Source organism: Janibacter sp. Soil728 (assembly GCF_001428305.1).
In the GTDB taxonomy this organism is placed as follows: Bacteria; Actinomycetota; Actinomycetes; order Actinomycetales; family Dermatophilaceae; genus Janibacter.
This window is the reverse complement of sequence record NZ_LMRZ01000003.1, coordinates 331187-350691: the sequence shown is the minus strand read 5'-3', so window position 1 is coordinate 350691 and position 19505 is coordinate 331187. Positions and strand designations below refer to the sequence as shown.

Genomic DNA, 19505 nt, shown 5'->3' with positions numbered 1-19505 from the left:
CCAATAGCGTCTCAAAACGGGAGGATTTACGCCAGTTCGAGGATCGGGCGCAGAGACTGTGCCGTGGACGCGACTTCCTCGTACCGTAGAGCCCATGGCAGCCGTCACGCAGAAGTCAGCCCTCGAGTACGCACCCACCCAGCTCTTCATCGGTGGGAGGTGGCGCGACGCCGGTGAGGGGGCCACCTTCGCCGTGAGCGACCCCGCCACCGGCAAGACCCTGACCGAGGTCGCCGACGCGAGCGTCGCCGACGGCAAGGCCGCCCTCGACGCCGCCGTCGCAGCCCAGGCCGAGTGGGCCGCCACAGACCCGCGGGTGCGCTCGGAGCTGCTGCGCTCGGCCTTCGAGCTGCTCACCGAGCGGGCCGACACCTTCGCCATGCTCATGACGCTCGAGATGGGCAAGCCGCTGGCCGAGGCCCGCGGCGAGGTGACCTACGGCGCCGAGTTCTTCCGCTGGTTCGCCGAGGAGGCGGTGCGCATCCACGGCCGATACGCCGTCGCCCCCACGGGTGGCACCCGCCTGATGACGATGAAGCAGCCCGTCGGCCCCGTCTTCGCCATCACCCCGTGGAACTTCCCGCTCGCCATGGGCACCCGCAAGATCGGTCCGGCCATCGCCGCCGGCTGCACGACCGTCGTCAAGCCCGCCCACGAGACACCGCTGACGATGCTGGCGCTCGCGCGGCTCCTCGAGGAGGTCGGCCTGCCCGCCGGCGTGCTCAATGTCGTGCCGACGACCTCCTCCGGCGAGGTCAGCGAGCCGATCATCCGCGACCCACGCCTGCGCAAGCTCACCTTCACCGGCTCCACCCCGATCGGCAAGAAGCTCGTCGAGCAGTCCTCCGAGCAGCTGCTGCGCACGTCGATGGAGCTGGGCGGCAATGCCCCCTTCGTCGTCTTCGAGGACGCCGACCTCGAGCGCGCCGTCGAGGGCGCGATGCTCGCCAAGATGCGCAACATCGGTGAGGCGTGCACGGCCGCCAACCGCTTCATCGTCCACGAGTCCGTCGCCGACGACTTCGCCGCGGCGCTCGCCGACCGCATGGGTGCGCTGAGCATGGGCAAGGGCACGACCAAGGGGGTCGACGTCGGCCCGCTCATCACCGAGAAGGCGCGCACCGGTGTCGCCGAGCTCGTCGACGACGCCATCGCGCAGGGGGCCACCGCCCTCGTGGGTGGCGAGGTGCCCTCCGGCAAGGGCTGGTTCTACCCGCCGACCGTCCTGACCGATGTGCCGGCGAGCGCCCGCGTGCTCAGCGAGGAGATCTTCGGGCCGGTCGCGCCGATCACGACCTTCCGCACCGAGGAGGAGGCGATCGCCCTGGCCAACTCCACGGAGTACGGCCTGGTCGCGTACGTCTTCACCGAGCACACGACCCGCACGATTCGCGTCGCCGAGGCGCTCGAGTTCGGGATGGTCGGGATCAACCAGGGCATCGTCTCCAACCCGTCCGCTCCCTTCGGCGGGGTCAAGCACTCCGGCTTCGGCCGCGAAGGGGGCTTCGAGGGCATCGACGAGTACCTCGAGACCAAGTACGTCGGCCTGGCGCTCTGACGTGCCACTGGTTCTGACATGACAAAGATCTGGCGCACCCGGCTGCAGCTCGTCGGCGGCTTCGTCCTCATCCTGCTGGCCGCCTGGATCGTCATCACGGGCGGCGCCGGCGGCTCCGGCACCGACGACGGTTCGTCGACCTCGCACTCACGCTCTGCCGCACCGTCATCGGGTTCCGGTTCCACATCGGGCGCGAGCTCGGGGCAGGGCTCAGGCTCGGGCCAGGGCTCGACACCGAGCTCCGGTCTCGCAACCATCGCGGAGTCGGCGCTGCCCGCCGAAGGGCAGGAGACGCTCGGGCTGATCCGCGACGGCGGGCCCTTCCCCTACGACCGTGACGGCATCACCTTCCAGAACAGGGAGGGGATCCTCCCTTCGCAGCAGCGGGGCTACTACAGCGAGTACACGGTGCCTACTCCGGGGCTGGACCACAGAGGTGCCAAGCGCATCGTCTGTGGCGAGGCCCGGGACTGCTTCTACACGGACGACCACTACGACAGCTTCCGTCAGATCCAGGAGGGCCAGTGATCCACATCGAGGCCGCAGGGGTCGACGGGCTCCTCGCCCGGGCCGTCGCCGGGACCGACCACGTGCACCTCGTCGACGGGGGAGCCGACCGCGAGGAGATCTACGACCGCTTCGCCCGGTCGCTGCTCTTCCCGGAGCACTTCGGGCGCAACCTCGACGCGCTCATGGACTGCCTGCGTGAGGTCGCCGACCGGCACGACGCACCGTGGACGCTGGTGTGGCGCCCCGGTCACCACGACGCGCCGGATCCGCACCACCCCAGCGGCGGCGTCGGGACCGACCCGGCCGTCCTCGAGGTGCTGGCCGACCTGGACGACGAGTACCCGGACCTGAGCATCGTCATCGCCGACCGCTGACCTGCATTGCCCTATGGCAATGCAGGCCCGTGACCGTTGGTCTGCATTGCCATAGGGCAATGCAAGGCCCGCCGCCCGACCCCGACCTCGATCCCGGCCGCACAGACGCGGGGTCAGGTCAGCTTGGACAGGCCGGCCGCGAGGGCGAAGCCCACCGCAGTGACCAGCCCGGCGGCCGCGCCCGCCTTGGATGGGTGGCCTCACGATCATCGCACCGTGGACTTGCCATGATGGTGGCGTGACGACACCCACCGACACCCGGATCACCCTCTCCCGCGTCATGTCCCAGGCGGAGGCCAACCTGCTGGGCAATGTGCACGGCGGCAACATCATGAAGATGGTTGACGACACGGCCGGTGTCTCGGCCAACCGCTTCGCCCAGGGTCCGGCCGTGACCGCGGCGATGGACGAGATGGCCTTCCTCAACCCCGTGCGCGTCGGCGACGTGCTCCACGTGAGCGCGCAGGTCAACTGGGCGGGGACCTCCTCCATGGAGGTCGGTGTGCGAGCCGAGGTCGACAGATGGGACGCCGTCACCGAGCGCGTCCACGTCGCGAGCGCCTACCTCGTCTTCGTCGCCGTCGATGCCGAAGGGGGGACCCGCCGCGTTCCCGAGCTGGTGATCGAGACGCCCGAGGAGCGGCGCCACTTCCGCGAGGCGGAGATCCGCCGCGCCAACCGGCTGGCCCGGCGCGAGGCGATCGACCACAGCCGCCGTGAGAGCGACGAGGTGGGCGCATGAGCACCCGCGTCACGCTCCTCGGCTCCACAGGGTCCATCGGGACCCAGGGGCTGCAGGTCATCGAGGCCCACCGAGACCGCTTCGAGGTGGAGGTGCTCTCGGGTGGCTCCAACATCGGGCTGCTCGCCGAGCAGGCCGCGCGTCATCTCCCTTCGCTCGTGGCGGCCGCGACCGGCACCCGCGAGGAGCTGGCCGCGGCCATCGCCGCGGCTGCCGACGCGGCCGGGATCACTGGCTACACCCCCGAGGTGATCGTGGGGGAGGAGGCGGCAACGCAGGCCGCCGCCGCACCCACGGACGTCGTGCTCAACGGCATCACGGGCGCCATCGGGCTGCGGCCGACGCTCGCCGCGCTGCGCTCGGGCGCGCGCCTGGCCCTGGCCAACAAGGAGTCGCTGATCATCGGCGGACCGATCGTGCGCGAGCTCGCTGCGCCGGACCAGATCGTGCCCGTCGACTCCGAGCACTCCGCCATCGCCCAGGCCCTGCGCTCCGGCCGGGCCGACGAGGTGCGCAAGCTCGTCGTGACGGCGAGCGGCGGGCCCTTCCGCGGGATGGACCGGGCGGCGCTGCGCGAGGTGACGCCGGCCGCGGCGCTCAAGCACCCCAACTTCGCCATGGGACGGGTCATCACGACCAACAGCGCGACGCTGGTCAACAAGGGGCTGGAGCTGATCGAGGCGCACCTGCTCTTCGACGTGCCGATGGACCGCATCGAGGCGGTCGTCCACCCGCAGCAGATCATCCACTCGATGGTCGAGTTCCACGATGGCGCCGTCATCGCCCAGCTCGGGTTGCCGACGATGCTCGCACCCATCGCGCTCGGGCTGTCGTGGCCGGAGCGGCTGACCGATGTCGAGACGCCGGTGGACTGGACCACGGCCCAGGACTGGCGCTTCGAGCCGCTGGACGACGAGGCCTTCCCGGCCGTGCGGCTGGCGCAACAGGTCGGTGCCGCGGGTGGCACCCACCCGGCGGTCTACAACGCAGCCAACGAGGTGGGGGTGGACGCCTTCCACGAGGGCGCCTGCGCCTTCACCGACATCGTCGACACGATCGCCGAGGTGGTCCAGCGGCACGATGACGCGAGCTTCGACGCGCACACGGTCGAGGGCGTGCTCGCAGCGGACGCGTGGGCGCGGGCCGAGGCCGCCGCCATCCTCGGGAGCTGACCGTTCGTCTGCATTGCCCTAGGGGAATGCAGACGAAGGGGAGGGAACTGTCAGGTCACCGTGAGATCATTTCTTCATGCTCTACGTGCTGGGGGTCCTTCTCGCCGTGCTTGGGATCGGTCTGTCGATCGCACTGCACGAGATCGGCCACCTCGTGCCGGCCAAGAAGTTCGGCGTCCGGGTGCCGCAGTACATGGTCGGCTTCGGGCCGACGATCTGGTCGCGCCGCCGCGGTGAGACCGAGTACGGGGTCAAGGCGATCCCTCTGGGTGGGTACATCCGGATGATCGGCATGTTCCCTCCCGCCAAGGACCAGGCCGAGGGCACGATGCGCTCCTCCAGCACCGGCCGGATGAGCCAGCTCGTCGAGGAGGCCCGCCAGCAGAGCCTCGAAGAGGTGCAGCCCGGCGACGACGGTCGGATGTTCTTCCAGCTGCCCATCTGGAAGCGCATCATCATCATGCTCGGCGGACCGGTGATGAACCTGCTCATCGCGCTCGTCCTCTTCACCGGCATCTTCACCCTCCACGGTGTGGCCGTCACGACCCCGACGATCTCCTCGGTCAACGAGTGCGTCGACATCCAGCAGATGGGCCAGCAGGCGGCCAACACCTGCACCGCCGACATGCCCGTGGCCCCCGCCAACGCGGCTGGCCTCAAGCCCGGCGACAAGATCACCGCGATCAACGGCACCCCGGTGGAGTCCTGGACCGATGTGCGCATGGCGATCCGGGCCAACCTCGACAAGCCGCTGACGATGGCGGTCGACCGCGACGGGTCGACCAAGAAGCTCACCGCCGACCCGATCGTGCTCAACATGCCGGTCTACGGCGACGACGGCCAGCCGGAGAAGGACGCGAAGGGAGCAGTCCGCACCGAGCGGGCGGGCTTCCTCGGCGCCTCCGGCAGCGTCGAGATGCAGAAGCAGCCGATCACCGCGGTCCCGGGACTCTTCGGGGACCAGGTCGGCGCCACCTACGAGCTCCTCGTCAAGATCCCGCAGAAGCTCGTGGGCGTCGCCGAGGCGGCCTTCGGCAGCAGCGAGCGCGACCCCAACGGACCGATGTCCGTGGTCGGTGTCGGCCGGATCGCCGGTGAGGTCGCCAGCTCCGACATCTTCGGTGACGCGGGGGACAAGGCGATCCTCCTGCTGACCCTCCTGGGTTCGCTCAACCTCGTCCTCTTCGCCTTCAACACCGTCCCTCTCCTCCCGCTCGACGGCGGCCACGTCGCCGGCGCGTTGTGGGAGGGGATCAAGAAGGGCTGGGCCAGGCTGCGTGGCCTGCCCGACCCCGGCCCCGTCGACGTGGCCAAGGCGATGCCGCTGGCCTATGTCGTCGCGCTGGCCTTCATCGGCATGACCCTGCTGCTCGTCTACGCCGACATCGTCAAGCCGGTCAGGCTGACCTAGCGGGTCCACAGCGAGCGCTCAGGCCAGAGGCCGCATAATGGGAGGCATGAGCGTCTCCCTCGGTATGCCCAAGGCTCCGGCCCCGGTCCTCGCACCCCGTCGTCCCACCCGCCAGATCAAGGTCGGCTCGGTCGGCGTCGGTAGTGAGTCGCCGATCTCGGTGCAATCGATGACGACGACGCTGACGTCCGACGTCAACACGACGCTGCAGCAGATCGCCGAGCTCACCGCCGCCGGCTGCGACATCGTGCGCGTGGCCTGCCCCAGCCAGGATGACGCCGACGCGCTCGCCGAGATCGCCCAGCACAGCCAGATCCCGGTCATCGCCGACATCCACTTCCAGCCCAAGTACGTCTTCGCGGCCATCGAGGCCGGCTGCGCAGCGGTGCGGGTCAACCCCGGCAACATCCGCAAGTTCGACGACCAGATCAAGGAGATCGCCAAGGCGGCCAAGGACCACGGCACCTCGATCCGCATCGGCGTCAACGCCGGCAGCCTCGACAAGCGACTGCTGGAGAAGTACGGCAGGGCCACCCCCGAGGCTCTCGTCGAGTCGGCCGTGTGGGAGGCCGGACTCTTCGAGGAGCACGGCTTCCACGACTTCAAGATCTCGGTCAAGCACAACGACCCCGTGATCATGGTGCGCGCCTACGAGCTGCTCGCCGAGGCCGGTGACTGGCCGCTGCACCTCGGTGTCACCGAGGCCGGGCCCGCCTTCCAGGGCACGATCAAGTCCGCGACCGCCTTCGGTGCGCTGCTCAGCCGCGGCATCGGGGACACCATCCGCGTCTCCCTCTCCGCCCCGCCGGTCGAGGAGATCAAGGTCGGCCAGCAGATCCTGCAGTCCCTCGGCCTGCGCCCGCGCAAGCTCGAGATCGTCTCCTGCCCCAGCTGTGGCCGTGCGCAGGTCGACGTCTACAAGCTCGCCGAGGAGGTCACCGCCGGGCTCGAGGGCATGACCGTGCCCCTGCGCGTCGCCGTCATGGGCTGCGTCGTCAACGGACCGGGCGAGGCCCGCGAGGCCGACCTCGGTGTCGCCTCCGGCAACGGCAAGGGCCAGATCTTCGTCAAGGGCGAGGTCATCAAGACCGTGCCCGAGAGCCAGATCGTCGAGACCCTCATCGAGGAGGCCATGCGCCTCGCCGAGGAGATGGGCGAGCCGCTCGACGGCGAGGAGTCCGGCGCGACCGTCTCGGTCGGCTAGGACGAAGGGGGGCACCCCCCTTCGCCACCCGCCGCGCTGCTCGCTCACTAGTCTGGAGGGGTGCTGCGCACCCGCCAACCCACCCGGCTCCTGGGCCCCGACGATGTCGATGCCGCCCTGGACCTGTGCGCGCGCGATCCCGCGTCCCACGTCTTCGTCGCCAGCCGCATCCTCGACGGCGGTCTCGGCGCCGGCTCCTCCGCGGCCTACGGCTGGTTCGACGACGGTGAGCTGGAGGCTCTCGTGTGGACCCTCGCCAATGTCGTACCGGTGGCGACCACGCCCGCGAGCTGGGCGGCGCTCGCGGCACAGGTGCGCAAGGTGCGCCGCCGCTCCGCGTCCTTCCTCGGACCGCGCGAGGAGGTGCACGGGCTGTGGCGGGCAGCAGGTGGCGACTTCCCTGCGCCGCGGACCATCCGGGGTGAGCAGCCGCTGCTGGCATCGCACACGCCACCCTCACAGCTGGGCATCCGACTCGACCCGCGCGTACGCCCCGCCACCCTCGACGAGGTCGACCTCGTGCTGCCTGCCGCGGAGCACATGTTCACCCAGGAGATCGGGTACCGGCCCTACACCGGCAGCCCCGCCTTCTACCGCGACTCGATCTGGCGGCTCGTCCGCGCCGGTCGGACCTATGTCGTCATCGAGGGCGGTCGGGTGATCTTCAAGGCCGACGTCGGGTCGGTGGCGCTCGGGGCCTGCCAGATCCAAGGGGTGTGGCTGAGCCCGGAGCTGCGCGGGCAGGGTCTCGCCGCGCCGATGATGGCCGCGGCCCTCGAGCAGTCGATGATCGACCACGCGCCGCTGGCCACGCTCTACGTCAACGACTTCAACGCGCCGGCGCTGGCGACCTACCGACGCATCGGCATGGAGCGCGTCGGGACCTTCTCGACGATCCTCTTCTGACACCTCTTCTGACACCTCGACCCCGCTCGCGGCGGGGTCGAGGTGTCAGCGATGCCTCTCAGAGGGTGAAGACGATCTTGCCCACGTGGTCGCCGTCGATCATCTGGGCGAACCCGTCGCGGGCCTGGTCCAAGGGCAGCTCGGCGTGGACCAGCGGGCGCGTGCCGGTCGAGTGGAGCATCTGCACGAGGGAGTCGAGCTCGTCGCGCGTGCCCATCGTCGAGCCGATGACGCTCAGCTGGAGGAAGAAGATGCGCGTCAGCTCGGCGTCGTCGGGCTTGGGCCCGCTCGTGGTGCCGGCGATGACGATGCGACCGCCGGGGCGCAGGGCGCGGATCGAGTGCGTCCAGGTGGCCTGGCCGACCGTCTCCATGACGGCGTCGACCTTGACCGGCAGCCGCTCACCGGTGGCAAAGACCTCGTGGGCGCCGAGCTCGAGGGCGCGGGCGCGCTTGGCCTCGCTGCGGGAGCTGGCGTACACCCGTAGCCCGGCCGCGCGCGCCAGGGTGATGAGCGCGGTCGAGACGCCACCGCCGACGCCCTGGACGAGCACGCTCTCGCCGGGACGCATCGCCCCGCGGACGAAGAGCATCCGGTACGCGGTGAGCCAGGCCGTGGGGAGGCACGCGGCCTCGACCATGCTCAGGCCCTCGGGCTTGGGGACGAGGTTGCGGCGGGGGACGACGACCGTGTCGGCGAAGGTGCCCTGGTAGCGCTCCGAGAGCAGGGAGCGGCGCGGGTCGGTCGTCTCGTCGGCCCCGGTGAACGCCGGGTCGTTGATGACCGCGTGGACGACGACCTCGTTGCCGTCCTCGTCGATGCCGGCCGCGTCGCAGCCGAGGATCATCGGGAGGGCGTCGGCACCCAGGCCCTGGCCGCGCAGCGACCAGACGTCGTGGTGGTTGAGCGCGGCGGCCTTGACGGTCACCGTGGCCCAGCCCTCGGGGGCGACCGGGGCGGGTCGCTCACCGACCACCAGTCCGGCCAGCGGGTCCTGCGGGTTGATGCTCTCGGCGTACACGGCGCGCATCGGTGCGCTCCTCTCGGTCGGGGTCACTCCTTCCATACTCTGCCAGCCCGGTGCCCACGACCTTGAGGGCGTGTGGGTTCGGAGCACGACCTCATGGAGATGCGCCTCTCGTGCGCATGACCGGGTTCCGGCGGGAGGGATAGCGTGGAAGCGACCGGTACCCCCGTCGTCAGGAGTCACCATGGGCACGATTGCCGACAATGTCATCGCCACGCTGAGGGCCAACGGGGTCACCCGCGCGTACGGCGTGCCCGGGGACTCGCTCAACGGCTTCACCGAGGCCATGCGCCGGGACGGCTCGATCACCTGGCGCCTGGTCCGTCACGAGGAGTCGGGGGCCTTCGCCGCCGCGGCCGACGCCGAGCTGACCGGCGACCTCGCCGTCGTCCTCGGCAGCTGCGGACCCGGCAACCTGCACCTGATCAACGGCCTCTTCGATGCCCAGCGCAGCCGCGTGCCGGTCCTGGCGATCGCCGCGCAGATCCCCAGCGCGGAGATCGGCAGCGGGTACTTCCAGGAGACCCACCCGCAAAACCTCTTCCAGGAGTGCAGCGTCTACTGCGAGATGGTCTCCGATCCCTCGCAGATGCCTCGCATGCTCCAGACGGCGATGCGTGCGGCCGTCCAGGAGCGCGGTGTCGCGGTCCTCGTGGTCCCCGGCGAGGTGGCCCAGGCCGAGGCGGTCGACGAGCGCGTCACCATCATCGAGCGCGCCCGTGCCAGAGTCGTGCCCGCGGCCGACCAGCTCGAGCGTGCCGCCCAGCTCCTCGCGTCCTCCAGGCGCACCACCCTGCTCGTGGGTGCCGGCGCCGCCGGGGCCAAGGGCGACGTCCTCGCACTCGCGGATCGTCTTGCGGCACCGGTGGTGCACACCCTTCGCTCCAAGCAGGTGATCGAGGGGGACAACCCCTTCGACGTCGGCCTGACCGGGCTGCTGGGCTTCGCGTCCGGGTACCGCGCGATGGAGGAGGCCGAGACCATCCTCATGCTCGGCACCGACTTCCCGTACCGCCAGTTCTACCCGGAGGGTGCGAAGTTCATCCAGGTCGACCTGCGCGGGGAGCACCTCGGCCGCCGCGTACCACTCGACCTCGGTCTCGTCGGCGACGTCGGCGACACCATCCGGGCGCTGCTCCCGCTCCTGCAGCCGGCGTCCGACCGCAAGCACCTCGAGGACGCGGTCAAGCACTACGCCAAGACCCGAGACAAGCTCGACGAGCTGGCGCAGCCGCCCAGGAAGGGGATCTTCGGCAAGAAGGACCAGCCGATCCACCCCCAGTACCTCGCGCGTCTCGTCGACGAGATCGCTTCTGAGGACGCCGTCTTCATCCCCGACGTCGGCTCGCCGGTCGTCTACGCCGCGCGTTATCTCGAGTGTCGCGGGGACCGCCGGCTCATCGGGTCCTTCATCCACGGCTCGATGGCCAATGCCATCCCGCAGGCCATCGGCGCCCAGCTGGCCTTCCCCGACCGGCAGGTCGTCACGTTGAGTGGTGATGGCGGGCTCGCCATGCTCATGGGAGAGCTGCTCACCGTGCGTCAGCACGACCTGCCGATCAAGATCGTGGTGCTCAACAACTCCTCGCTCAACTTCGTCGAGCTGGAGATGAAGGCAGCCGGGCTGCCCGGGTTCGGCACCGACCTGCACAACCCCGACTTCTCACAGGTCGCCGAGGCCTGCGGCATCAAGGGCTTCCGGGTGACCGAGTCCGCCGACCTCGAAGGGAGCCTGCGCGCGGCCTTCGCGCACGACGGCCCCGCCCTCGTCGACGTCGTCACCGAGCGCCAGGAGATGACGATCCCGCCGGCGATCTCGGCGGAGCAGATCAAGGGCTTCACCCTCTACGCACTGCGCACGGTCATGTCCGGCCGTGGCGACGAGCTGCTCGACCTGTCGCGGGTCAACCTGCGGCAGATCTTCTGACAAGGAGTCCCATGTCTCGCCCCGACCTCCCGACCGCCGGCCTCGCCGGCCTCTTCATCGCCTCGGGCGTCATCCACCTCGTGCGCCCGCAGGTCTTCGAGCCGATCGTCCCTGCGCCCTTGCGCCAGCACGGCCAGATGCTCGTCAAGGCGTCTGGTGTCGCTGAGATCGCTTGCGCCGCAGGGCTGCTCGTCCCCACGACCCGACCCGCCGCGGGGTGGGCCAGCGCAGCCCTGCTGGCAGGTGTCTTCCCTGCCAATGTCCAGATGAGCATCGACCACGGCCGACGGGCGCAGCGCAAGCGCACCCCGCAGGCCGTGGGCGTCTTCGCCGGCACGCTCGCCCGGTTGCCCCTGCAGTGGCCCCTGGTGCGGGTCGCGCTGCGGGCTGCGCACCGCGGGTGACCCGGTGAGCCAGCTGCAGTGGTCACCGACCACGGAGGACGACCTCGACGCGCTCGTCCGGCTCGGCGAGGCCTGCCTGGAGCGAGATGGCGGGTTGCCCGACCTGGCGGATCCGGAGCACATGCGCTCGGCCTTCGTCACCGATCTGGCGATCAGTGGCAGGGACGAGCTCGGCGACATCGTGGCGGCAGCCGCGGTCGGACGGGTCGGGGCCAGCGGGATCGCGGCGACCGGCCTGGTCGACCCGGCCGTGATGGGGCGCGGGATCGGGCGCGAGCTCGCCGACTGGCTGGTCGCGCACAGCGGGGACCAGGTCCGCTTCGTCCTGGACTCGGTGAGCCCCGAGGCGGAGGAGCTCTTCGCCGAGCTCGGCCTGCACCGGGTCTTCGCGGAGACGGTGATGCGCCACTCGCTCAAGCACATCCCCTTCGTCCGCCGCCCCGAGGGGATCGTCACCCTGCCCTTCACCGACGACACGTCGGAGGCCTTCCAGCATGCCTACGCGGCGTCCTTCGGTGATCAGCCCGGCTACGACGCGGGCAGGTCGCGTGCGTGGGGCCGGTGGTTGCGCGAGCAGCGCGGCTTCCAGCCCGAGAACTCCCGGGTCGCGATGGACTCCAGCGGCCACGTCGCCGGCTTCGTCACGGTCTCGGACGGGTGGATCGAGGAGGTCGGTGTCGTCCCGCAGTGGCGCGGCCACGGTCTCGGGGCGCACCTCGTCGCCCGGACCCTCACGGCGGTCTCCCGCGACGAGGCCGAGGCCGCGTGGCTCGCCGTCGGCTGCGACAACCCCGCGCGCTCGCTCTACGAGCGCCTCGGGTACCGCAGTCGGGGCACCCGGGCGCTCTACGAGCTCGCCCCTCCCGACGACAGTTGCGAAGATGTGCGCGAACGCCCTTCCCGCCCAGCCCAGGAGGACGCATGACGACGACCGACCAGACCACCACCGTGCCCGACGAGGTCATCGCGGCGCTGCAGGGTGCCCGTCGGGTCCTCGTGCTCTCCGGCGCGGGGATGAGCGCGGAGTCCGGGGTCCCGACCTTCCGCGACGCGCAGACCGGGCTGTGGGAGGCCTTCGACCCCACCCAGCTGGCGACGCTCGAGGCCTTCCAGATGGACCCGCCCTTCGTCTGGGCCTGGTACGCGTGGCGGATGCAGCTCGTGCGCGGGGTCGACCCCAACGCCGGTCACGTCGCGTTGGCCGACCTGGCGCGACTGCGAGAGGTGACGATCTCGACGCAGAATGTCGACGACCTGCACGAGCGCGCCGGGTCGAGCGTGGCAGCGCACCTGCACGGATCGCTCTTCGAGCCGCGGTGCAGCGAGTGCGGCACCCCCTACGAGGGCGAGGTGGAGCTGCCGCAAGAGCCGGTCGAGCGCCTCGACCCACCCACCTGCCCGCTGTGCGAAGGGGACGTGCGTCCCGGTGTCGTGTGGTTCGGCGAGATGCTCCCCGAGCAGGCGGTCGAGACCACCGAGACGGCCGTCGAAGCCCTCGAGCCGGGCGATGTCGTCCTCGTGATCGGGACGTCGGGTCTGGTCTACCCGGCCGCGGGGTACCCGGCGATGGCCCGCGCCGAGGGCGCGACCGTCATCGAGATCAACCCGCACGAGAGCGAGATCTCTGACATGTGCCACCACGTGGTGCGCGAGCCGGCCGCCGAGGTGCTGCCGGCTCTGGTCGAGGCCCTGCACGACAGGTAGTCCCTGGTGCCATCCGTGGCGGAGTCCGCCACCGGATGCACCAGGACGACTCCTTCTGCACGTCACGTCCGCAGGGGCTGGGCCTCCGGCTCGGGTAGCGGCTCGGGCTCGGGCAGCGCGGTCGGCCGATGACGCGAGGCCCACAGCACCCCACCGACGACGAGCACCCCACCGGCGAGCTCGAGCGGCGCCGGGACCTCACCGAGCATCATCCACGCGAGCGCGAGCCCGGTGACCGGGACGAGCATGGAGAAGGGGGCCACCGTTCCCGACGGGTGCCGCGACATGAGCCAGGTCCAGATCCCCGAGCCGATGACGGTCGCGAAGAGGGTCGTGTAGGCCAGGCCCAGCCAGGCGGGGATCGCCGCGGCGGTCAGCGAGTCGCCGAAGGCGCCGGCGATGCGGTCCGGCCCTTCGACGGCGAACGACAGCAGGAGCAGGGGGACGGGCGGGACCACCGTCATCCACATCGTCAGGTGCAGCGGCTTGGGTGCCGCGGCCCGACGGGCGGCGAGGTTGCCGAAGGCCCAGCCCAGACCCGCGAGCAGTGTCAGGACGAAGGGGAGGAGGCCGGCCTCCGCGGACAGCCGCTGGGACCCGACGATCGCCATGCCCAGGGCCGCGACGCCCACGCCCGTGGCGGCCCGGGTCGACAGGCGCTCACCGAGGAGGACGGCCCCGAGGACGACGGTGAAGGGGGCCGAGCTCTGGAGCACGAGCGACGCGAGGCCGGTCGGCATGCCGATGTCCATCGCGAGATAGAGGAAGGCGAACTGCAGGACGCCGAAGCCGATGCCGTAGCCGAGCAGCCACCGCGTCGGGACCTGCGGTCGCGGGACGAGCAGGATCGTGGGGATGGCCAGGAGCAGGAAGCGCAGCGCCGAGCAGAGGAAGGGAGGGAAGATCGCCAGCGAGGCGTGGATGGCGACGAAGTTCGCACCCCAGAGGACGGCGACGAAGACGGCGAGCAGGCGATGAGGCATGGGCACTCCCTGATGGTGCGCTCTCACGACAGTGCAGGACAAGCGAATCGTCATGACGTAACACGTTAGGGTCGCTACATGGACATCCGGCATCTGGAGCTGCTGCGCGACCTGCGGGAGCGTGGCAGCCTCGCGGCGGTGGCCGCGGCCACGCACCGCACCCCGTCGGCGCTGTCCCAGCAGCTGCGCACCGCCCAGCGAGCCGTGGGCGTGCCCCTCGTCGAACCGCACGGTCGTGGGCTGCGGCTGACCGACGCGGGAGAGCTGCTCGCCGACGGCGCCGATGACGTGGCCGCCGCCCTCGCGCGGGTGGCCGCCCGGCTCGACGAGCACCGCGGACGACCTACCGGGCGGGTGAGCATCGCCGGGCTGCCGAGCGGGCTGACCGCGTTGCTGCCCGGCGTGCTGACCCTGCTCGCCGACACCGACGTCGAGATCACCGTCGACGACTTCGACCTGGCCGAGCACGACTACGCGAGCGCGGCAGCCGACGCCGACATCGTCATCGCCCACTCCCTGACGAGCGAGGTGCCCGCAGGCAGCGAGGGCCTGCGCAGCACGGTCCTCACCCGCGAGCCGCTCGACGTGGCGCTGCCGCCCGACCACCCGCTCGTCGGACGCGCGCACCTGCGCCCACGCGATGTCATCCGCGAGGACTGGATCAGCGTGCCTGAGCACTATCCCTTCGACACCGTGCTCCAGCGCATCGAGAGCGCCTGCGGGACGGCGCTGCACCGACGGCTGCGGATCCGTGACAACCACCTCGTCGCCGCGCTCGTCGCCTCGGGGGAGGGCATCGCCCTGCTGCCGCGCTACACGACGCGCACGGCCGACGAGTTCGTGCTCGTCCCCCTGACCGAGGTCCACTCCGCCCGCTGGATCGTGGCGCTGTCCCGACCCGACCGGGCCGAGCGCGCCGCCGTCGCTCTCGTGACCCGGCAGCTGGCTGCTGCAGGGGCGGCGCTCATGGGTGAGCGGATACGCTGAGGAGGCACATCCCCCTTCGCCTCACCAGGAGTCCCTTCCGTGGTCACACGCATGTCGTCCTTCTTCCTTCGCACCCTTCGCGAGGACCCGGCGGACGCCGAGCTGCCCGGCCACAAGCTCCTCGTCCGGGCCGGTTACGTCCGGCGTGCGGCGCCGGGCGTCTACACGTGGCTGCCGCTGGGGCTGAAGGTGCTGCGCAAGGTCGAGGCGATCGTGCGGGAGGAGATGGAGGCCATCGGCGGGCAGGAGCTCTCCTTCCCGGCTCTGCTGCCCAAGGAGCCCTACGAGGCCACCAACCGCTGGACCGAGTACGGCGACAACCTCTTCCGCCTGACCGACCGCAAGGGCACGCAGATGCTCCTCGGCCCGACGCACGAGGAGATGTTCTGCCTCGCGGTCAAGGACATGTACACGTCCTACAAGGACCTGCCGCTGACGCTCTTCCAGATCCAGAACAAGTACCGCGACGAGGCCCGGCCGCGCGCTGGTGTGCTGCGCGGGCGTGAGTTCATCATGAAGGACAGCTACTCCTTCGACATCACCGCAGAAGGCCTGCAGAAGGCGTACGACGCGCACCGCGACGCCTACATCAAGATCTTCGACCGGCTGGGCTTCGAGTACGTCATCGTCCACGCCGACTCGGGTGCGATGGGGGGCAGCGCGAGCGAGGAGTTCCTCGCCGTCAGCCCCAACGGCGAGGACACCTTCGTGCGTGACGCCTCGGGCTACGCCGCCAATGTCGAGGCCGTCGAGGTGCCGCAGGCGCCGCCGCTCGAGGTGACTGCCGGCCCCGCGCACGTCGAGGACACCCCCGACACCCCCACGATCGACACGCTCGTGGCCGCGCTCAACGCAAGCCACCCGCGCACCGACGGGCGTCAGTGGACCCCCGCGGACACGCTGAAGAATGTCATCGTCATGCTCCTCCACCCCGCTGACGAGGAGCACGAGGAGCCGTGGCGCGAGGCGCTGGCCATCGGTGTCCCCGGTGACCGTGAGGTCGACGCCAAGCGACTCGAGGCGCAGGTGGCGCCCGCCGAGGTCGAGGCCTTCGAGGAGGCCGACTTCGCCAAGCACCCGACGCTGGCCAAGGGCTACATCGGCCCCGGTGTCCTCGGTGCGGAGCGTGCGTCCGGCATCAGGTACCTGCTCGACCCGAGCATCGCCGAGGGCAGCGCCTGGGTGACGGGGGCGGACGAGCACGGCAAGCACGTCATCGACCTGGTCCACGGTCGTGACTTCACCGCTGACGGCACCATCCAGGCCGCCGAGATCCGCGAGGGCGACCCCAGCCCCACGGGCGAGGGCACGTTGACGCTCGCGCGCGGCGTCGAGATGGGCCACATCTTCCAGCTCGGCACCAAGTACGCCGAGGCGCTGGGGCTGAAGGTCCTCGACGAGAACGGCAAGCTCGTCACTGTCACGATGGGCTCGTACGGCGTCGGCGTCACGCGCGCCGTCGGGGTCGTCGCCGAGGACAACCACGACGAGCAGGGCCTGATCTGGCCGCGCGCGCTCGCCCCCTTCGACGTCCACGTCGTGGCCGCGGGCAAGAGCGAGGAGATCTTCACCGCCGCCGGCGACCTGTCTGCCCAGCTCGAGGCGAAGGGCGTGAGCGTCCTTTACGACGACCGTGCGGGCAAGGTCAGCCCGGGCGTGAAGTTCAAGGACGCCGAGATCATCGGTGTCCCGACGATCCTCGTCGTCGGCAAGGGCCTGGCCGACGGCGTCGTCGAGATCAAGGACCGTCGCACCGGCGAGCGCCGGGAGGTCCCCGTGGCCGAGGCCGTCGAGGCCTTGGTCCGTGAGGTGCGGGACCAGTCATGAGCGTCGACGAGATGCGTCACCCGCTGACCGTCCACGAGCGCCCGCCGGCCGGCCCGGTGCAGGCGGTGGTCTTCGACTGGGGCGGCACGCTCACGCCGTGGCACACGGTCGACCTGGGGCAGCAGTGGCGCGTCTTCGCCCGCGAGATCCACGGCATCCCGCTCGAGTCCGACGACGTGCCGCAGGACGACCTGGACCGCGCGCAGGAGCTCGCTGACCGGATCCTCGCCGTCGAGGACCGGGCCTGGCAGCGCGGTCGCGCGGACGACCGCTCCAGCGCGCAGCTCGACGGGATCCTGCGCGAGGCCGGCCTGGACCCGAGCGAGGACCGGCACCACGTGGCGCTGGCGGCCTACCGCCGCTTCTGGGAGCCGCACACCCGCACCGACCCGCAGGTGCGCACGCTGTGGGAGGGGCTGCGCGAGCGCGGTCTCAAGGTCGGGGTGCTGTCCAACACGATCTGGAGCGGCGACTACCACCGAGAGATCTTCGAGCGCGACGGCGTGCTCGACCTCATCGACGGGGACGTGTACTCCTCGGAGATCGGCGTGGTCAAGCCGCACCGGGAGGCCTTCGAGGCGGTCGCCGCGCAGCTCGGTGTGCCGGTGGCCAATGTCGTCTATGTCGGTGACCGCCTCTTCGAGGACGTGCTCGGCTCGCAGGAGGTCGGGATGCGCGCCATCTGGGTGCCGCACAGCGACATCCCCGCTGACCAGCAGGTCACCGTCGATGTGGAGCCCGACGGGGTGGCGACGCAGCTGCTGGACGTGCTCGACATCGTCGACGGGTGGCGCGAGGTCTGAGCCGCCTCAGGAGCGCTGCTCACGCCGTCGGCGCCACCAGTGCAGGGTCTCCTGCACTGCCTGCGTGCACCACAGGGCCCAGACCACGAGGACGGGCTGGAAGAGCAGCCGCACCGCCCGGCTCGTGTCACTCGTCAGACCGAAGGCGTCACGTCCTTCGGTGAACTGGGCGATGTTGCCGGGGAAGACCGCGATGAAGAGGAGCGCCACCACGCCCCCCACGATCGCCCGGTGCGGCTGACGCCAGGCGAGCAGCAACGCTGCGCCGCAGACGATCTCGACCACCCCGGAGATGACCACGACGAGGTCGACGTCCAGGGGGACCCACGGTGGCACCTGGGCTCTGAAGGCGGTCCGCGCGACGGTCAGGTGGGCGATGCCCGCGAGCACGAGGAAGGCGCCGAGGAGGACCTGGGCGACGGCGCGTAGCGATGAGGGCATGCCTCACGCTCCCACGGAACCCCGCAGCTCGGCGACGACGAGCCAGGTTGCCGCGGCGAGGACGAGGACGAAGCTGGCGACCCACAGCGGTGCCGGGATCCCCGTGGCCCGGGCGAGCACACCCGGATCGCTGCCCGCCTCGACGTGGGGGAACATCGATCCGAGGTGGCGCCAGGCGCCGACGAGCAGCAGGACCCCGACCCCGACGAGCAGTCGGGCCTGGAGGGTGTCGTCGCCCCACCACCACAAGGATGCTGTGGCGGCGATGACGGAGAGCACGACGAGCCCGGTGAGTGCCGAGCGCACCCGGGTCAGGGACGCGAGGAGACCGACGCCGAGCACGGCCAGCGCCGGGGCGGACCAGCCGTGCGTGGCGACCGGGATGAGCCCGGCGCCCACGATCCCCGGAGCCGGGTAGCCCGCCCAGGTCGTCGCGATGACCCCGGCGCCGTGAGCGGGTCCGACGTTCACGGCATGACCGGACATGTCGGAGCGCAGGACGAAGCCGGTGAACCGCCGGCCGCACAGGATCCCGACGACGGCGTGGCCGAGCTCGTGGACGAGGGTCACGGCCATGCGCAGGACGCGCCACGCCGGCCACCACGTCGCGGCGACCCCGCCGAGTACCAGCACGGCGACGAGCGTCCAGCCGGTGAGGTCGGGTGCCGAGGTCGCGGGCGCGAGACGGTCGATGATCTGGTCCACGCAGGTGACCGTAGGTGGTCAACCTGTCAGCCGGCACGGCCGGGCGTGAGATTCTGACTGGCATGACGCACGTGCTCCTCCTCGGCGGGACCGCCGAGGCCCGTGACCTCGCTGCTCACCTCGAGGCGAAGGGAGTGGCCATCACCTCCTCCTTGGCCGGCCGGGTCTCCCGTCCCCGGCTGCCGGTCGGACCGGTGCGGATCGGCGGCTTCGGGGGAGTCGAGGGGCTGACCCGGTGGCTGCGCGAGCACGACGTGAGTGCAGTCGTCGACGCCACGCACCCCTTCGCTGCGACGATGGGCAGCCATGCGGCACAGGTCTGCTCGTCACTTGGTGTGCCGCTGCTGCGGCTGGCTCGGCCCGGCTGGGCGACCCACCCGGATGCCGCGTCGTGGACGTGGGTGGCCGACCACGTGGCCGCGCGGGAGGCGGCGGACGAGGTGGGGGGAGTCCCCTTCGTCACGACGGGTCGACAGACCCTGCACCATCACGTCGAGGCGTGGGCCGACCGGCCGGTCGTCGTGCGGCTCGTCGAGCCGCCGGAGACGCCGCTGCCGGCAGCGTGGACGGTGCTGCGCTCGCGTGGCCCCTTCGACGTGGCTGGTGAGGAGGCCCTGATGCGCGAGCACGGGGTGTCGGTGCTGCTCACCAAGGACTCGGGTGGGCGCTACACGCAGGCCAAGCTCGACGCGGCCCGCCACCTGGGCGTGCCGGTGGTCGTCGTGGCGCGGCCGGAGCGGGCGGCAGGGGTCGCATCGGCGGCTGACGCCGTCGCGGCGGCCACCTGGGTGACCTCGCTCGACTCCCTACGGGGGTGACT

20 protein-coding genes are annotated in these 19505 nt (G+C 70.9%); 16 read left to right on the top strand and 4 right to left on the bottom strand.

All coding sequences use genetic code 11. The features are described 5' to 3' along the window. Nucleotides 1-94: 94 nt before the first annotated feature. The 8 genes from ASG73_RS05825 to ASG73_RS05790 all read left to right on the top strand — a co-directional run bounded on the left by ASG73_RS05825 (nt 95) and on the right by ASG73_RS05790 (nt 7877). Nucleotides 95-1558, top strand: coding sequence for an NAD-dependent succinate-semialdehyde dehydrogenase (locus tag ASG73_RS05825; RefSeq protein ID WP_055992207.1), 1464 nt, complete (start codon nt 95-97; stop codon nt 1556-1558). 18 nt (nt 1559-1576) lie between these two features. Next, nucleotides 1577-2086, top strand: a complete 510-nt coding sequence (locus tag ASG73_RS05820) for a ribonuclease domain-containing protein (protein ID WP_055992204.1) — start codon at nt 1577-1579, stop codon at nt 2084-2086. Continuing rightward, on the top strand, nt 2083-2442 hold the full coding sequence (locus ASG73_RS05815) for a barstar family protein (protein WP_055992201.1): 360 nt from the start codon (nt 2083-2085) through the stop codon (nt 2440-2442). Before ASG73_RS05820 ends, ASG73_RS05815 begins: the two co-directional genes overlap by 4 nt. 238 nt (nt 2443-2680) lie before the next feature. Continuing rightward, complete coding sequence (locus ASG73_RS05810) at nt 2681-3184, top strand: acyl-CoA thioesterase (RefSeq protein ID WP_235499369.1); 504 nt, start codon at nt 2681-2683, stop codon at nt 3182-3184. Next, nucleotides 3181-4356 (top strand): 1-deoxy-D-xylulose-5-phosphate reductoisomerase, encoded by a 1176-nt coding sequence (gene dxr / locus ASG73_RS05805; RefSeq protein ID WP_055992195.1) that lies wholly within the window; start codon nt 3181-3183, stop codon nt 4354-4356. The genes ASG73_RS05810 and dxr overlap by 4 nt, the downstream gene beginning before the upstream one ends. 76 nt (nt 4357-4432) lie before the next feature. Further along, the gene (locus ASG73_RS05800) at nt 4433-5767 is read left to right on the top strand and encodes a M50 family metallopeptidase (RefSeq protein WP_055992192.1); all 1335 of its coding nucleotides are present in this window, start codon (nt 4433-4435) and stop codon (nt 5765-5767) included. Between the two features lie 46 nt (nt 5768-5813). Further along, on the top strand, nt 5814-6971 hold the full coding sequence (ispG, locus tag ASG73_RS05795) for a flavodoxin-dependent (E)-4-hydroxy-3-methylbut-2-enyl-diphosphate synthase (protein ID WP_055992776.1): 1158 nt from the start codon (nt 5814-5816) through the stop codon (nt 6969-6971). Between the two features lie 60 nt (nt 6972-7031). Next, nucleotides 7032-7877, top strand: coding sequence for a GNAT family N-acetyltransferase (locus ASG73_RS05790; RefSeq protein WP_055992189.1), 846 nt, complete (start codon nt 7032-7034; stop codon nt 7875-7877). A gap of 58 nt (nt 7878-7935) precedes the next feature. On the opposite strand, the gene ASG73_RS05785 is transcribed toward ASG73_RS05790, so the two are convergent. After that, nucleotides 7936-8907: a zinc-binding dehydrogenase gene (locus ASG73_RS05785; protein WP_055992186.1), complete on the bottom strand. Its 972-nt coding sequence runs from the start codon at nt 8905-8907 to the stop codon at nt 7936-7938. A 181-nt stretch (nt 8908-9088) separates the two neighbouring features. Between ASG73_RS05785 and poxB the strand changes: the two genes are divergently transcribed. Genes poxB through ASG73_RS05765 form a run of 4 tightly spaced genes read left to right on the top strand, consistent with a single transcriptional unit; the run spans nt 9089 to nt 12939 of the window. Beyond that, entirely contained in the window at nt 9089-10831 is a 1743-nt protein-coding gene (poxB, locus tag ASG73_RS05780) for a ubiquinone-dependent pyruvate dehydrogenase (RefSeq protein WP_055992183.1), read from the top strand. Nucleotides 10832-10842: 11 nt separating this feature from the next. Continuing rightward, complete coding sequence (locus tag ASG73_RS05775; RefSeq protein ID WP_055992181.1) at nt 10843-11235, top strand: DoxX family protein; 393 nt, start codon at nt 10843-10845, stop codon at nt 11233-11235. Nucleotides 11236-11239: 4 nt separating this feature from the next. Continuing rightward, complete coding sequence (locus ASG73_RS05770; RefSeq protein ID WP_055992178.1) at nt 11240-12160, top strand: GNAT family N-acetyltransferase; 921 nt, start codon at nt 11240-11242, stop codon at nt 12158-12160. Beyond that, nucleotides 12157-12939, top strand: a complete 783-nt coding sequence (locus tag ASG73_RS05765; RefSeq protein ID WP_055992175.1) for an SIR2 family NAD-dependent protein deacylase — start codon at nt 12157-12159, stop codon at nt 12937-12939. Before ASG73_RS05770 ends, ASG73_RS05765 begins: the two co-directional genes overlap by 4 nt. Before the next feature lie 62 nt (nt 12940-13001). On the opposite strand, the gene ASG73_RS05760 is transcribed toward ASG73_RS05765, so the two are convergent. Next, the gene (locus ASG73_RS05760) at nt 13002-13928 is read right to left on the bottom strand and encodes an EamA family transporter (protein WP_082567034.1); all 927 of its coding nucleotides are present in this window, start codon (nt 13926-13928) and stop codon (nt 13002-13004) included. A gap of 72 nt (nt 13929-14000) precedes the next feature. Here ASG73_RS05760 and ASG73_RS05755 point away from each other — a divergent pair, with 72 nt between their 5' ends. Genes ASG73_RS05755 through ASG73_RS05745 form a run of 3 tightly spaced genes read left to right on the top strand, consistent with a single transcriptional unit; the run spans nt 14001 to nt 17539 of the window. Continuing rightward, nucleotides 14001-14909, top strand: coding sequence for a LysR family transcriptional regulator (locus ASG73_RS05755; RefSeq protein ID WP_055992169.1), 909 nt, complete (start codon nt 14001-14003; stop codon nt 14907-14909). A 51-nt stretch (nt 14910-14960) separates the two neighbouring features. Next, entirely contained in the window at nt 14961-16736 is a 1776-nt protein-coding gene (locus ASG73_RS05750) for a proline--tRNA ligase (RefSeq protein WP_055992773.1), read from the top strand. After that, nucleotides 16733-17539: an HAD family hydrolase gene (locus ASG73_RS05745; protein ID WP_055992167.1), complete on the top strand. Its 807-nt coding sequence runs from the start codon at nt 16733-16735 to the stop codon at nt 17537-17539. The genes ASG73_RS05750 and ASG73_RS05745 overlap by 4 nt, the downstream gene beginning before the upstream one ends. Nucleotides 17540-17545: 6 nt before the next feature. Here the strand turns inward: ASG73_RS05745 and ASG73_RS17830 are convergent, their stop codons facing one another. Together ASG73_RS17830 and ASG73_RS17825 are read right to left on the bottom strand one after the other, a co-directional pair. After that, nucleotides 17546-17980 carry a DoxX family protein gene (locus ASG73_RS17830; protein ID WP_055992165.1) on the bottom strand — a complete coding sequence of 145 codons (435 nt, stop codon included), beginning with the start codon at nt 17978-17980 and terminating at the stop codon, nt 17546-17548. Between the two features lie 3 nt (nt 17981-17983). Beyond that, the gene (locus ASG73_RS17825) at nt 17984-18685 is read right to left on the bottom strand and encodes a M50 family metallopeptidase (protein WP_156466156.1); all 702 of its coding nucleotides are present in this window, start codon (nt 18683-18685) and stop codon (nt 17984-17986) included. A gap of 62 nt (nt 18686-18747) precedes the next feature. Here ASG73_RS17825 and ASG73_RS05730 point away from each other — a divergent pair, with 62 nt between their 5' ends. Next, entirely contained in the window at nt 18748-19503 is a 756-nt protein-coding gene (locus tag ASG73_RS05730) for a cobalt-precorrin-6A reductase (RefSeq protein ID WP_055992767.1), read from the top strand. The last annotated feature ends 2 nt before the right edge of the window (nt 19504-19505 follow it).

What these genes read in the sequence shown, in the direction of transcription:
- ASG73_RS05750 (WP_055992773.1), top strand. Translation starts at nt 14,961, where the DNA reads ATGTCGTCCTTCTTCCTTCGCACCCTTCGCGAGGACCCGGCGGACGCC.
- ASG73_RS05775 (WP_055992181.1), top strand. Translation starts at nt 10,843, where the DNA reads ATGTCTCGCCCCGACCTCCCGACCGCCGGCCTCGCCGGCCTCTTCATC.
- poxB (WP_055992183.1), top strand. Translation starts at nt 9,089, where the DNA reads ATGGGCACGATTGCCGACAATGTCATCGCCACGCTGAGGGCCAACGGG.
- ASG73_RS17830 (WP_055992165.1), bottom strand. Translation starts at nt 17,980, where the DNA reads ATGCCCTCATCGCTACGCGCCGTCGCCCAGGTCCTCCTCGGCGCCTTC.
- ASG73_RS05745 (WP_055992167.1), top strand. Translation starts at nt 16,733, where the DNA reads ATGAGCGTCGACGAGATGCGTCACCCGCTGACCGTCCACGAGCGCCCG.
- ASG73_RS05825 (WP_055992207.1), top strand. Translation starts at nt 95, where the DNA reads ATGGCAGCCGTCACGCAGAAGTCAGCCCTCGAGTACGCACCCACCCAG.
- ASG73_RS05785 (WP_055992186.1), bottom strand. Translation starts at nt 8,907, where the DNA reads ATGCGCGCCGTGTACGCCGAGAGCATCAACCCGCAGGACCCGCTGGCC.
- dxr (WP_055992195.1), top strand. Translation starts at nt 3,181, where the DNA reads ATGAGCACCCGCGTCACGCTCCTCGGCTCCACAGGGTCCATCGGGACC.
- ispG (WP_055992776.1), top strand. Translation starts at nt 5,814, where the DNA reads ATGAGCGTCTCCCTCGGTATGCCCAAGGCTCCGGCCCCGGTCCTCGCA.
- ASG73_RS05765 (WP_055992175.1), top strand. Translation starts at nt 12,157, where the DNA reads ATGACGACGACCGACCAGACCACCACCGTGCCCGACGAGGTCATCGCG.
- ASG73_RS05800 (WP_055992192.1), top strand. Translation starts at nt 4,433, where the DNA reads ATGCTCTACGTGCTGGGGGTCCTTCTCGCCGTGCTTGGGATCGGTCTG.
- ASG73_RS05730 (WP_055992767.1), top strand. Translation starts at nt 18,748, where the DNA reads ATGACGCACGTGCTCCTCCTCGGCGGGACCGCCGAGGCCCGTGACCTC.
- ASG73_RS05755 (WP_055992169.1), top strand. Translation starts at nt 14,001, where the DNA reads ATGGACATCCGGCATCTGGAGCTGCTGCGCGACCTGCGGGAGCGTGGC.
- ASG73_RS05820 (WP_055992204.1), top strand. Translation starts at nt 1,577, where the DNA reads ATGACAAAGATCTGGCGCACCCGGCTGCAGCTCGTCGGCGGCTTCGTC.